This window comes from Pseudonocardia xishanensis, assembly GCF_039541715.1.
Lineage (GTDB): Bacteria > Actinomycetota > Actinomycetes > Mycobacteriales > Pseudonocardiaceae > Pseudonocardia > Pseudonocardia xishanensis.
Genome location: NZ_BAABGT010000016.1, coordinates 59443 through 71317, shown reverse-complemented (window position 1 = coordinate 71317; position 11875 = coordinate 59443). Strand labels below are relative to the sequence as shown.

The window sequence follows — 11875 nt, the reverse complement described above, 5'->3', positions numbered from 1 at the left end:
CCTGCTAGCGTCGCTGCATGGCATCGCACGGCCCGCTCCCCTTCGACCCGATCGACCGGGCGGCCGAGCTGTGGGCGGAGCGCGTCGGGCCGTCGTCGACCATGCGCGCGGTCACCAGCGTCATGCGGGTGCAGCAGATCCTGCAGGCCGCCGTGGACGGCGCGCTCAAGCCGCACAGCCTGACCTTCGCCCGCTACGAGGCGCTGGTGCTGCTGTCCTTCTCGCGGACCGGGAAGCTGCCGATGCGGGTGATGGGCGAGCGGCTGCAGCTGCACCCGACCAGCGTCACGAACATCGTCGACCGGCTGCAGGGGGACGGGCTGGTCCGCCGCATCCCGCACCCCACCGACCGCCGCGCCACGCTCGTGGAGATCACCGACGCAGGCGTCGCCCGGCTCGCCGAGGCCACCAAGTCCGTCACGGACGTCGACTTCGGCCTGGTGGGTGTGGACGAGGACGACAAGAAGACGCTGTTCGCCCTGCTCAGCCGGATCCGCTCGGCCTCGGGCGACTTCCGCTAGAGCGACGTCAGCAGCCGGTCCGCGGCGGCGTAGGGGTCGAGCTCGCCGGACACCACCGCGTCCGCGAACCGCGCGACGCCCGCCGAGTCCAGCCGGACGCGGACCTTCTCCAGCGCGATCGCCTCGATCTCGGCCTCCGCCCGGCGCCGCCGCCGCCGCGCCCCCTCGCCGGAGGACTCCAGCCAGGCGCGGTGCTCGTCGATCGCCTTCGCAACCTCGTCGATGCCCTCGCCGCGAGCGGCGACGGTCCTGCAGACGGGGGGCTTCCAGTCGTCGTGCCGCGAGCCCAGCGACATCATGTAGCGCAGGTCGCGGACGGTCTGGGCGGCGCCGTCGCGGTCCGCCTTGTTGACCACGAACACGTCCGCGATCTCCAGGATCCCGGCCTTGGCGGCCTGCACCCCGTCCCCCATCCCGGGCGCGAGCAGCACGACGGTCGTGTCCGCCAGCGAGACCACGTCGATCTCCGACTGGCCCACCCCGACGGTCTCGACGAGCACGACGTCACACCCCGCGGCGTCGAGCACCCGCAGGGCCTGGGGGGTGGCCCAGGCCAGCCCGCCGAGGTGGCCGCGGGTGGCCATCGACCGGATGAAGACGCCCTCGTCCAGGGCGTGGTCGCCCATCCGGACCCGGTCGCCGAGCAGCGCCCCGCCGGAGAACGGCGACGACGGGTCCACCGCCAGCACCCCGACCCGCTTTCCCGCGGCCCGGAACGCGGAGACCAGGGCCGAGGTGGTCGTCGACTTGCCGACGCCCGGCGACCCCGTCAGCCCGACGACCTGCGCCCGCCCGGTGTGCGGCGCGAGCAGCGCCGCGACCTCGGGCAGGTCCTCCGACCCGCTCTCGACGAGCGAGATCAGCCGGGCGACCGCGCGCTGCTGTCCCTGCAGCGCGCGGTCGACCAGCTCCCGGGGGGACTCCACTCTCAGGCGGGCACGGTCAGGATCAGGGCGTCGCCCTGCCCGCCACCGCCGCAGAGCGCGGCCGCGCCGACCCCGCCGCCGCGGCGCTTGAGCTCCAGCGCCAGGTGCAGCGCGATCCGCGCGCCGGACATGCCGATCGGGTGCCCGACGGCGATGGCCCCGCCGTTGACGTTGACCTTGTCCTCGCTCAGCCCGAGCTTGCGGGCGGAGACCACGCCGACGGCCGCGAAGGCCTCGTTGATCTCGACCAGGTCCAGGTCCGCAGGCGTGATGCCCTGCTTCTCGCAGGCCTTGGTGATCGCGTTCGCGGGCTGCTCCTGCAGCGAGGCGTCCGGCCCCGCGACGACGCCGTGGGCGCCGATCTCGGCGAGCCAGCTCAGGCCCAGCTCCTCGGCCTTGGCCTTGCTCATCACGACGACGGCGGCGGCCCCGTCCGAGATCTGCGACGACGTGCCCGCGGTGATGGTGCCGTCCGCGGAGAACGCCGGGCGGAGCTTGCCCAGGCTCTCCACCGTGGTGTCGGCGCGCACGCCCTCGTCGGTCGAGAAGACGATCGGGTCGCCCTTGCGCTGCGGGATCTCGACGGGGGTGATCTCCTCGTCGAACACGCCGTTCTTCTGGGCGGCCGCGGCGCGCTGGTGGCTGCGCGCGGCGAACTCGTCCTGGTCGGCGCGGGTCAGCTCGTAGCGGTTGTTGTACTTCTCCGTCGACGCACCCATCGCGACCTGGTCGAACGCGCAGAACAGGCCGTCGTAGGCCATGTGGTCGACGAGGGTGGTGTCGCCGAACTTGGTGCCCTCGCGGGACTTCGGCAGCAGGTGCGGCGCCTGGGTCATCGACTCCTGGCCGCCCGCCACGACGATGTCGAACTCGCCCGCGCGGATCAGCTGGTCGGCCAGCGCGATCGCGTCCACGCCGGACAGGCAGACCTTGTTGATGCTCAGCGCCGGGACGTCCATCGGGATGCCCGCGGCGACGGCCGCCTGCCGCGCCGGGATCTGGCCCGCGCCCGCGGTGAGCACCTGCCCCATGATCACGTATTCGACCTGCTCGGGGGCGACGCCCGCCTTCTCCAGGGCACCCTTGATGGCGATACCGCCCAGCTGCGCGCCCGAGAAGCCCTTGAGCGAGCCGAGCAGCCGGCCCACCGGCGTTCGGGAACCGGCGACGATCACGGACTGGGCCACGACTGAACCTCCAGGGACGACGGTGAAACCGGGATCGGCCTCGGACAGTACCTCTCGACGGGGCATGATCGGACGGCCCGATCGGACGGGTGAGCAGCCACACAGCAGCCGAACGGGCGTTCCGGATGACACCATCGGCACCCATGACGGCACAGACGGAATCGACCCACGGCGCGCTCGGATCCCTGCTCACGCAGATCGACCACGTGGGCATCGCGGTCGCGGACCTCGACGAGGCCATCGCCTGGTACGGCGACGTGTTCGGCCTGGTCAACACGCACGAGGAGGTCAACGAGGAGCAGGGCGTGCGGGAGGCGATGCTCGCCGCCCCCGGTGCGGACCCCGCCACCTCGACCCGGATCCAGCTGCTGGCCCCGCTGCGGCCGGACTCGACCATCGCGAAGTTCCTCGACCGCAACGGCCCCGGCCTGCAGCAGCTCGCCTACCGGGTGACGGACGTCGAGGCCGCGATGGAGGCGCTCAAGGCCAAGGGCCTGCGCCTGCTCTACCCCGAGCCCAAGCGCGGCACGGCGAACTCGCGGATCAACTTCGTGCACCCGAAGGACGCGGGCGGGGTGCTCGTCGAGCTCGTGGAGCCCGCCCGCGAGCACTAGCCGGACGGCCCGTGGCCCCTCCGATCAGGTGGTTTCCACCTGGTCGGAGGGGCTTCTTCGTCGATTCAGTCGGGCGGGCGGTGGTGGGCTGCGTCACGATCTCGCCCACCGGGACGAGCCGACAGCAGAATGCTGCGGGTACCATACTGAGCAGTAACCGTTCAGTATCCCGAGCAACGCCCACGACCGACGCCACCGGAGGCCCAGCCGTGCAGGAGATCCTCGACGCCATCCTCGCCGAGAAGTTCGACGCCGTCGGCGGGCTCGCGGTACCGGACCACTACCGGGCCATGACCGTCCACGAGGACGAGACCGGGATGTTCGACGGCATCGAGACCCGCGACAAGGACCCGCGCAAGAGCCTGCACCTGGACACCGTGCCCACGCCGGAGCTCGGCCCGGGCGAGGCGCTCGTGGCGGTGATGGCCAGCGCCATCAACTACAACACCGTGTGGACCTCGATCTTCGAGCCGCTGTCCACCTTCGGCTTCCTCAAGCGCTACGGGCGCGAGTCGGAGCTGGCCAAGCGGCACGACCTGCCGTACCACATCGTGGGGTCCGACCTGGCGGGCGTCGTGGTGCGCACGGGGCCGGGGGTCAACGCCTGGAAGCCCGGCGACCAGGTCGTCGCACACTGCCTGTCGGTCGAGCTGGAGAGCCCGGACGGGCACGCGGACACGATGATGGACCCGCAGCAGCGCATCTGGGGCTTCGAGACCAACTTCGGCGGCCTGGCCGAGATGGCGCTGGTCAAGTCCAACCAGCTCATGCCCAAGCCCGGGCACCTGACCTGGGAGGAGGCCGCCTCCCCCGGGCTGGTCAACTCCACCGCCTACCGGCAGCTGGTCTCGCGCAACGGCGCCGACATGAAGCAGGGCGACACCGTGCTGATCTGGGGCGCGAGCGGCGGGCTCGGCTCGTACGCCACCCAGTTCGCGCTCAACGGCGGCGCCACGCCCGTCTGCGTCGTCTCCTCGCCGGAGAAGGCCGAGATCTGCCGGGCCATGGGCGCCGAGCACGTGATCGACCGCAACGCGGAGGGCTACAGGTTCTGGAAGGACCCGCAGACCCAGGACCCCAAGGAGTGGAAGCGCTTCGGGGCCAAGGTCCGCGAGCTCACCGGCGGGGACGACCCGGACATCGTGTTCGAGCACCCGGGCCGCGAGACCTTCGGCGCCTCGGTCTACGTGGCGCGCAAGGGCGGCACGATCGTGACCTGCGCGTCGACGTCGGGGTACATGCACGAGTACGACAACCGGTACCTGTGGATGAACCTCAAGCGGATCGTGGGCTCGCACTTCGCGAACTACCGCGAGGCGTGGGAGGCCAACAAGCTGATCGACAAGGGCCTCGTGCACCCCACGCTGTCGAAGGTCTACCCGCTCGCGGACACCGGCCAGGCCGCCTACGACGTCCACCAGAACGCCCACCAGGGCAAGGTCGGCGTGCTCGCCCTCTCCCCCGAGGAGGGGCTCGGCGTGACGAACCCGGAGAAGCGGGCGAAGCACCTCGAGGCGATCAACCGGTTCCGGGGCGTCTGACAGGAGCCTGCGGAACGCAGCGTCCGTTCTGCGCGGACCTGTCCGCCCTGACGGGTGACGGCGCTGACGGAGCACCGCGTGTGACGCTCCGCGAGTGCCGTCGCCCGGTACGGTGACGAGCATGGTCGGTGAACCGGAGAACCTCCCGCACGACGCCGGTTTCCAGCCCTCGGCCGGGTTCCGGGTGGTCCGCAAGGGCTACGACCCCGAGCAGGTCAACGGGCACCTGCGGCGGATCGACGCGGACGTCCGACTGCTGGCCGCGGACCGGGACGCCGCCGTGGACCAGGTGTCTCGGCTCAGCCGCGAGCTGGACCACACCCGTGGGCAGGTCGAGTCGATGCGCCAGCAGGTCCGCAGGCTCGCGGGCCCGCCGGACAGCGTGCAGGGCATGAGCGAGCGCATGCGCTCGATGATGCGGCTCGCCGAGGACGAGGTGCACGAGACCCGCGCGACCGCCGAGGCGGAGATCGCCGCGGCCCGCGAGGAGGCGGACCGCGAGATCGCGGACCTGCGCGCCCGCGCCGAGCAGGAGCGAGACGAGCTGCTCACCCGCGCCCGGGCGCGGGCCGCTCGGATGACCGCCGAGGCCAAGGCCCTGCAGGCGCAGGCCGCCCAGGACAAGCTCGCCGCCGAGGAGGAGATCGCCACCCGGCGCACCGAGTCGGACGCCGCGCTCGCCGCCGCGGCCACCGCGGCCGCCGCCGAGCGGGATCGGCTGCGGTCCGAGTCGGAGGCTCGGCGGCTCGAGGTCGAGCAGGACTTCCGCCTCGCCATGGACCAGCGCCGCTCGGACGCCCTCGGCGCCCTCCTGGCCGAGAAGGCCGAGATCGAGCGGGAGACCGCGGGCCTGCGCGCCGACGCGGACGCCTACGCCCGCGACCGCCGCGCCACCGCGGACGCCGCGGCGAACACCACGGTCCTCTCGGCCGAGCGACAGGCCGCCCGGCTGGTCGAGGCCGCCGAGGCCCGGGTCGCCGAGCTCACGACCCTCCGCGCCCGCCTCGCCGACCAGCTCCGGTCCGCGGGCTCCGCCCTCGCCGCCGACCTGGACGCCCTGGCCCCCCTCCCCGCCGAGTCCGACACCACCGACCGCGAGTCCGACACCACCGACCGCGAGTCCGACACCCGGGCACCCGAGTCCGAGACCCGGGCACCCGAGTCCGACGCCGCCGCCGAGCCGGAGCCCGCGTCCAGCGCGGTCCCGGCCCAGCCCACCCCGCGCCGCCCCCGCCCGAGCCCGGAGCGACAGGCGGCCGCCCGCGCCCGCGTCTGACCCACTCCACGATCGTTCCGAGCGGGACGGGAGCGCACCCGACACCGCGCTCCTGTCACTCCCACCGACCATGATCGGTCCGAGCGGGACCGGAACGCAGCGCCCTCACCGTCGCGTGCTGATCGCGAGTGCGGGCTCAGCGGGGGCGGCGGATCCCCGGGCGGCGACGGCCGCGCGCGTTCCAGCACGGCAGGTGCCAGTGCCTGCGTTCCTCGACGCTGCCGTACTCCCCCGCGGGCCACGTCACCACGTGCCCCACACCCGCCGGGATGGTCTGGTCGCAGCCGGGGCAGCGGTAGTCCTTCACCGACGAGCCGCCGGGGACGTGCCGGACGGCCCACTCACCGTCCGGCCCGTCCTCCGACCGCGTGACGATCCCGGAGGACAGGGGCGCGGACACGGGACGACCCCGCCCTCTCTCCGAGGGACGGGGTCGTCGACCGCGAGCCATGCGTCGAGGTTACCGAGCGCTCCGTGAGGAGGTGTCGGTGCCGGAATCGGGGGATCCAGCAGCCGAGTCCGGTGCCGGGCTCCTCTTCACCGAGCGCCCGTGTAGTCCCGGAAGCCCTGCCCCGTCTTGCGTCCGAGCCGACCCGCCGTGACCAGGTGCTCGAGCAGCGGGGCCGGGGAGAAGCCGGACTCGCGGAACTCGGCGTAGAGCGAGCGCTCGATCGCGAGCGACACGTCCAGCCCCACGACGTCCAACAGCTCGAACGGCCCCATCGGCAGCGCACAGCCGGTCTTCATGGCCGCGTCGATGTCGTCCGCCGTGGCGTAGTGCGCTTCCAGCATCTTCACCGCGTCGTTCAGGTACGGGAACAGCAGCGCGTTGACGATGAAGCCCGCCCGGTCGCTGCAGGACACCGCGACCTTGCCCAGCTTCCGGCAGACCGCCAGGGCGGTCGCCGACACGTCCGGCGTGGTGCCGATCGTGCGGACCACCTCGACCAGCTTCATCACCGCGGCCGGGTTGAAGAAGTGCAGCCCGATGACGTCCCCGGGCCTGCTCGTGGCCGCCGCGCACTCGATCACGGGCAGCGAGGACGTGGTGGTGGCCAGCACCGCCCCCGGCTTGCAGATCTCGTCCAGCGCGCCGAACACGGCCCGCTTGACCTCCAGCTCCTCGGCGACCGCCTCGACGACGAGGTCGACGTCCGCGAAGTGCTCCAGCGAGGTCGTCGGGGTGATCCGGCCGAGCGTGGCGTCCCGGTCCTCCTCGGACAGCTTCCCGCGCACCACCGCCTTGTCGAGCGACTTGCGGATCCCCGCGACCGCGGCCTCGACCTTCGACTCGCTGCGCCCACGGACCACGACGTCGTACCCCGCCTGCGCGAAGACCTGCACGATCCCACCGGCCATGGTCCCGGTACCGACGACCCCGACCCGCTGGACCTCCCGCGGGGTCACCCCCTCCGTGATCGCCGACGACGGCGTCTCCGCGTCCGCGACGACCTTGCTGCTGTGCGGCTTCTCGTAGGTGTAGAAGCCGCGGCCGCTCTTCCGGCCCAGCAGCCCGGCGGTGATCATCTGCTTGAATACCGGCGCCGGGGCGTGCATCAGGTTGCGCGACTGCGCGTACATCGTCTCGAGGATCTCGTACGCGGTGTCCAGCCCGATCAGGTCGAGCAGCGACAGCGGGCCCATCGGGTAGCCGCAGCCGTAGCGCATCGCGGCGTCGAGGTCCTCGCGGCTGGCGTAGCGCGACTCGTACATCTTCGCCGCGTGGTTGAGGTAGCCGAACAGCAGCGCGTTCGCGATGAACCCGGCACGGTCGCCGATCACGACCGGCACCTTGTCCAGCGTGGCGGCGAAGGCCTTCAGGTCCTCGACGACGTCCGCCTCGGTGACCACCGTCCGCACCAGCTCGACCAGCTTCTGCACCGGCGCCGGGTTGAAGAAGTGCATCCCGACGACCTTGCCCGGCCGCGCGGTCCGCACCGACAGCTCGGTCACCGACAACGACGAGGTGTTGGACGCCAGGATCGTGTCCGGGCCGACGTGCTTGTCCACCTCGGCGAACACGCTCGCCTTGAGCGCCAGCGACTCCGGCACGGCCTCGACCACGAGGTCGCAGGGCGCCAGATCGGCCAGGTCGGTCGTGGTGGAGATCCGACCGAGCAGCTCCGCGGCCTGCTCCTCCGTCATCTTGCCGCGCTCGATCGCCCGCCGGGTGGAGGTCTCCAGGTGCGCCTTGCCGCGCTCGACGGCCTCGGTGGTCACCTCGGCGGCGATCACGTCCAGCCCGCTGCGCGCGAACACCTCCACGATGCCCGCACCCATGGTGCCCAGGCCGACGACGCCGACCGTCCGAAACTCGCGTGCCACGCGATGACCTCCCGCTGCCTCGAGGGACTACTGGGGGTGAGTGTCTCAGACGCCGGTGCTTGGTAACCCACGCATGAGGCCGGGAACACCCCTCCGGTCGGAGGGTCTACCGCCCGTGACGTGCCTTGACGAGGCCGATCATCGTCTGCATGTGCTTGGCGGTGCGGCGGAAGCTGGTCACCGGGACGGGCAGGGTGAACCGCTGTCGTGCGACCGCCTGCGGCCGGGTGAACTCGCGCAGCCCGTCCTCGCCGTGGATCCGGCCGAAGCCCGAGTCGCCGACGCCGCCGAAGGGCAACGACGGGATCCCCGCGAAGGAGATCACGCCGTTGACGCTGACCATGCCGCAGCGCAGCGACTCCGCGAGCGACTCACCGTCCGAGGACGACCCGGTGAACACGGATGCCCCCAGCCCGTACCCGGTCGCGTTGGCCCTGCGGACCGCCTCGGCCGCGTCCGGCACCCGGTTCACGACGATCAGCGGGCCGAACGTCTCCTCGGTCACGGCCGAGGAGTCCTCGGGGACGTCGACGATCACCACCGGCTCGACCGTCGTCCCGCGGATGGAGTCCTCGCCCCCGACGACCGCGTGCCCCCCTCGGGCCAGCGCGTCCGCGACGTGTCTGCGCACGACGTCGGACTGCGACGCCATCGTCATCGGCCCGAAGTCGGTGCCCGCTTTCAGCCCGCGCGCCTTCGCGACCACCTGCGCGATGAACTCCTCGGCCACGGACTCGACGACGTACACGCGTTCGACGCCCACACACGTCTGGCCCGCATTGGCCATCCCGCCCCAGACGGCCGCGTCGGCGGCGGCCTCGAGGTCGGCCGACGCGTCGACGATCAGCGCGTCCTTGCCGCCGCACTCGATCAGCACCGGGGTCAGGGTCTCCGCGCACGCGGCCATCACCCGCTTCCCCGTGGCCGTCGAGCCGGTGAACGCGATCTTCCCGACGCCGGCGCGGCACAGCGCCGCCCCCGTCTCGCCGAACCCGGTGACGACCTCGACCAGGTCCCGCTCCGGCACGGCGTCTCGCAGGGTCGAGGCGAGGAGCGCGCCGACGCCGGGGGTCAGCTCGCTCGGCTTGAACACCACCGCATTGCCCGCGGCCAGGGCGTAGGCGATGGACCCCATCGGCGTGAACACCGGGTAGTTCCAGGGCCCGATCACCCCGACGACGCCGAGCGGCGCGTAGCGCAGCGTGGCCGACTGGTTGGCCCCGAGCATCCCCGCGGGGACCGTGCGCCCGCCGAGGGTCTTCGCGGCGTGCTTGGCCGCCCAGTCGACGTGGTCGATCGCGAGGACCAGCTCGAGCCGGGCGTCGTCGAGCGGCTTGCCGGTCTCGGCGGTGATGAGGCGGGCGACCTCGTCCAGCCTGCCGACCAGCACCTTCTTCCAGTCCAGCAGCCGGGTCCGGCGACCGGCGAACCCGAGCCCGCGCCACCACCGCGCCGCCGCCTCCGCCCGCCCGACGGCCGCCCGCACGTCCGCCTCGGAGTGCACGGGATGGGAGCCGACCACCTCGCCGCTGCGCGGGTCGAGGGAGTCGAAGGTCTGCGCGCCGACTGCACTGACGACGGGGGTGCTGGTCATCCTCCGACCCTAGGCCGGGCGACCCGGCCCGCGGGTGCCGCCGCCGACCCTCCCGGACCCGCGGCCCGATCTGCGTGGTACTACCGCTGTGACCGGTGGGCGCGGGCGGGAGGATCAGCCCATGCGGACGGGATGGAACGTGGCACTCCAGGTGGCGGCGGTGGTCGTCGCGCTCGCGCTGCGGTTCCTCGCGCCCGGCTGGATGCTCGTGATCCTGGTGTTCAGCGTGGTCGGGCCGGTGCTGCTGCTCGTGCCGCCGGTGCTGTCGCTGGTGGTGCTGCGGTGGCGCGCCCTGCCGCGGTCGGTGGCCGCCCCGTTCGTCACCGCCGCGACGTCCCTGCTGCTCGTCGGCCTGCTCCTGCCGGACGTCGCGGACGACCCGCCCGGCGGCACCCCCGTCCTGGAGCTGTTCGGCGTCCGGGCCGCGCCCGACTGGGCCTGGACCGCGGGGATGGTCCTGATCGCCGCGTACCTGGCGTCCGTGCTGTGGCTCGGGATCGCCGTCGGAGTCGCGGCCCGCTCCCGACCACACGGGTCCCCCGGCGCGCCGCACGGACCCCTCCTCCGTACGGAACCGCCCGAGGGACCCGCGGGAGAAAAACTATAACGGGTTCCAGGTACACATCCGGCACCGTTGCTAGCCTGCCGCCGTGAAACGGGCGGAACGCAACGCGGAGACCCGCGAGGCGATCCTCGGCGCCGCCGAGGCGCTGTTCACCGCCGAGGGCTGGCAGGGCACCCGGATCACCGAGGTCGCCGCCCGGGCCGGGGTGGCCACGGCCACCTGCTACAACCACTTCGGCAGCAAGCACGCCCTGATCGGGCACCTGTTCGCGCCGCGGATCGAGGCCGCCCGCGCCCGGGTCGAGGCGCTGGCAGGCACCGAGGCGGAGCCCTACGTGGTCCTGCGGGCCGCGCTCGGCGAGGTCGTCACCCTGCTGCTCGCCGACCGCCGGATGACGTTCGCGCTGTTCGCCGCCGTGCAGGAGGACACGATCCGCAGCGAGGGCCCGCCGCGCGGCACGACAGACGTCCGGACCATCGCCAACCTGCCGGTGATCCTCGACGCGGGCCTGACCCACGCCGCCCACGCCCTCGACGCCCGCATCGACGTCCCGCGGACCGCCCGATACCACACGAACGGCCTGTTCATCCAGGTCCTGACCCGCCCCGACGCCCCCGCCGACGACCTCCTCGCCTTCGTCGCGGCGGAGGTCGAGGCGACGCTCGCTCAGAACAGCCGCAGGTCCTTGGAGTCCATGCCGCGCAGCGCGTCGTAGTCCACGGTCAGGCAGCGGATGCCGCGGTCCTCGGCCAGCGTGCGCGCCTGCGGCTTGATCTGCTGCGCCGCGAACACCCCCGCCACCCGCCCGAGCAGCGGGTCGCGGTTCATCAGCTCCAGGTACCGGGTCAGCTGCTCGACGCCGTCGATCTCCCCGCGCCGCTTGATCTCGACCGCGACGTGGGCGCCCGCGCCGTCCCGGCACAGCAGGTCGACGGGGCCGATCGCCGTCATGTACTCGCGGCGGACCAGGGTGTAGCCCTCGCCGAAGGTCTCCGGGTGGGCGGCGAGCAGCTCCTGCAGGTGCGCCTCGACGCCGTCCTTGACCAGGCCGGGGTCCACACCGAGCTCGTGCGACGAGTCGTGCAGGACCTCCTCGATGGTGATCACCAGCGACTCGTCCGCCTTGTTCCGGACGGTCCACACCCCGGGTTCCTCGGTGAGCCAGCAGGGCGGGCTCATCCAGTTCAGCGGCTTGTAGGCGCGGTCGTCGGCGTGGATGCTGACCGAGCCGTCCGCCTTGACCAGCAGCAGCCGCGGGGCCATCGGCAGATGGGCGGTCAACCGGCCGACGTAGTCCACCTGGCAGCGGGCGATGACGAGGCGCAC

General features: G+C 72.6%; 12 protein-coding genes. 6 read left to right on the top strand and 6 right to left on the bottom strand.

The annotated features are described in order from the left end of the window. The first annotated feature begins 17 nt into the window (after window positions 1–17). Window positions 18–521, top strand: coding sequence for a MarR family winged helix-turn-helix transcriptional regulator (locus tag ABD993_RS05460; protein WP_345413335.1), 504 nt, complete (start codon window positions 18–20; stop codon window positions 519–521). On the opposite strand, the gene meaB is transcribed toward ABD993_RS05460, so the two are convergent. Then, window positions 518–1447 (bottom strand): methylmalonyl Co-A mutase-associated GTPase MeaB, encoded by a 930-nt coding sequence (gene meaB / locus ABD993_RS05455; protein ID WP_425568897.1) that lies wholly within the window; start codon window positions 1445–1447, stop codon window positions 518–520. The two genes, ABD993_RS05460 and meaB, sit on opposite strands and share 4 nt — an antisense overlap. A gap of 2 nt (window positions 1448–1449) precedes the next feature. Beyond that, on the bottom strand, window positions 1450–2634 hold the full coding sequence (locus ABD993_RS05450) for an acetyl-CoA C-acetyltransferase (RefSeq protein WP_345413333.1): 1185 nt from the start codon (window positions 2632–2634) through the stop codon (window positions 1450–1452). A 143-nt stretch (window positions 2635–2777) separates the two neighbouring features. On the opposite strand from ABD993_RS05450, the gene mce reads away from it, so the two are divergent. The 3 genes from mce (at window position 2778) to ABD993_RS05435 (ending at window position 6065) form a co-directional block, all read left to right on the top strand. Continuing rightward, window positions 2778–3248 (top strand): methylmalonyl-CoA epimerase, encoded by a 471-nt coding sequence (gene mce, locus ABD993_RS05445; RefSeq protein WP_345413331.1) that lies wholly within the window; start codon window positions 2778–2780, stop codon window positions 3246–3248. A 209-nt stretch (window positions 3249–3457) separates the two neighbouring features. After that, on the top strand, window positions 3458–4789 hold the full coding sequence (ccrA, locus tag ABD993_RS05440; RefSeq protein WP_345413329.1) for a crotonyl-CoA carboxylase/reductase: 1332 nt from the start codon (window positions 3458–3460) through the stop codon (window positions 4787–4789). 121 nt (window positions 4790–4910) lie between these two features. Beyond that, window positions 4911–6065: a coiled-coil domain-containing protein gene (locus ABD993_RS05435; protein WP_345413326.1), complete on the top strand. Its 1155-nt coding sequence runs from the start codon at window positions 4911–4913 to the stop codon at window positions 6063–6065. Between the two features lie 136 nt (window positions 6066–6201). Here the strand turns inward: ABD993_RS05435 and ABD993_RS05430 are convergent, their stop codons facing one another. From ABD993_RS05430 to ABD993_RS05420, 3 genes are all read right to left on the bottom strand, one after another. Continuing rightward, on the bottom strand, window positions 6202–6465 hold the full coding sequence (locus ABD993_RS05430; RefSeq protein ID WP_425568896.1) for a hypothetical protein: 264 nt from the start codon (window positions 6463–6465) through the stop codon (window positions 6202–6204). Window positions 6466–6602: 137 nt separating this feature from the next. Continuing rightward, window positions 6603–8390 carry a 3-hydroxyacyl-CoA dehydrogenase family protein gene (locus ABD993_RS05425; RefSeq protein WP_345413322.1) on the bottom strand — a complete coding sequence of 596 codons (1788 nt, stop codon included), beginning with the start codon at window positions 8388–8390 and terminating at the stop codon, window positions 6603–6605. A 106-nt stretch (window positions 8391–8496) separates the two neighbouring features. Continuing rightward, entirely contained in the window at window positions 8497–9984 is a 1488-nt protein-coding gene (locus ABD993_RS05420) for an aldehyde dehydrogenase family protein (protein WP_345413321.1), read from the bottom strand. Between the two features lie 121 nt (window positions 9985–10105). On the opposite strand from ABD993_RS05420, the gene ABD993_RS05415 reads away from it, so the two are divergent. Beyond that, a complete protein-coding gene (locus tag ABD993_RS05415; protein WP_345413319.1) occupies window positions 10106–10591 on the top strand; it encodes a hypothetical protein in 486 nt (161 codons plus the stop codon). 43 nt (window positions 10592–10634) lie between these two features. Then, window positions 10635–11264 carry a TetR/AcrR family transcriptional regulator gene (locus ABD993_RS05410; RefSeq protein ID WP_345413316.1) on the top strand — a complete coding sequence of 210 codons (630 nt, stop codon included), beginning with the start codon at window positions 10635–10637 and terminating at the stop codon, window positions 11262–11264. Here ABD993_RS05410 and nucS read toward each other — a convergent pair. After that, window positions 11216–11875, bottom strand: coding sequence for an endonuclease NucS (gene nucS, locus ABD993_RS05405; RefSeq protein ID WP_345413314.1), 660 nt, complete (start codon window positions 11873–11875; stop codon window positions 11216–11218). The two genes, ABD993_RS05410 and nucS, sit on opposite strands and share 49 nt — an antisense overlap.

Coding starts and splice junctions, on each gene's coding strand:
- ABD993_RS05415 (WP_345413319.1), top strand. CDS start 10,106: ATGCGGACGGGATGGAACGTGGCACTCCAGGTGGCGGCGGTGGTCGTC.
- ABD993_RS05460 (WP_345413335.1), top strand. CDS start 18: ATGGCATCGCACGGCCCGCTCCCCTTCGACCCGATCGACCGGGCGGCC.
- mce (WP_345413331.1), top strand. CDS start 2,778: ATGACGGCACAGACGGAATCGACCCACGGCGCGCTCGGATCCCTGCTC.
- ABD993_RS05420 (WP_345413321.1), bottom strand. CDS start 9,984: ATGACCAGCACCCCCGTCGTCAGTGCAGTCGGCGCGCAGACCTTCGAC.
- ABD993_RS05435 (WP_345413326.1), top strand. CDS start 4,911: ATGGTCGGTGAACCGGAGAACCTCCCGCACGACGCCGGTTTCCAGCCC.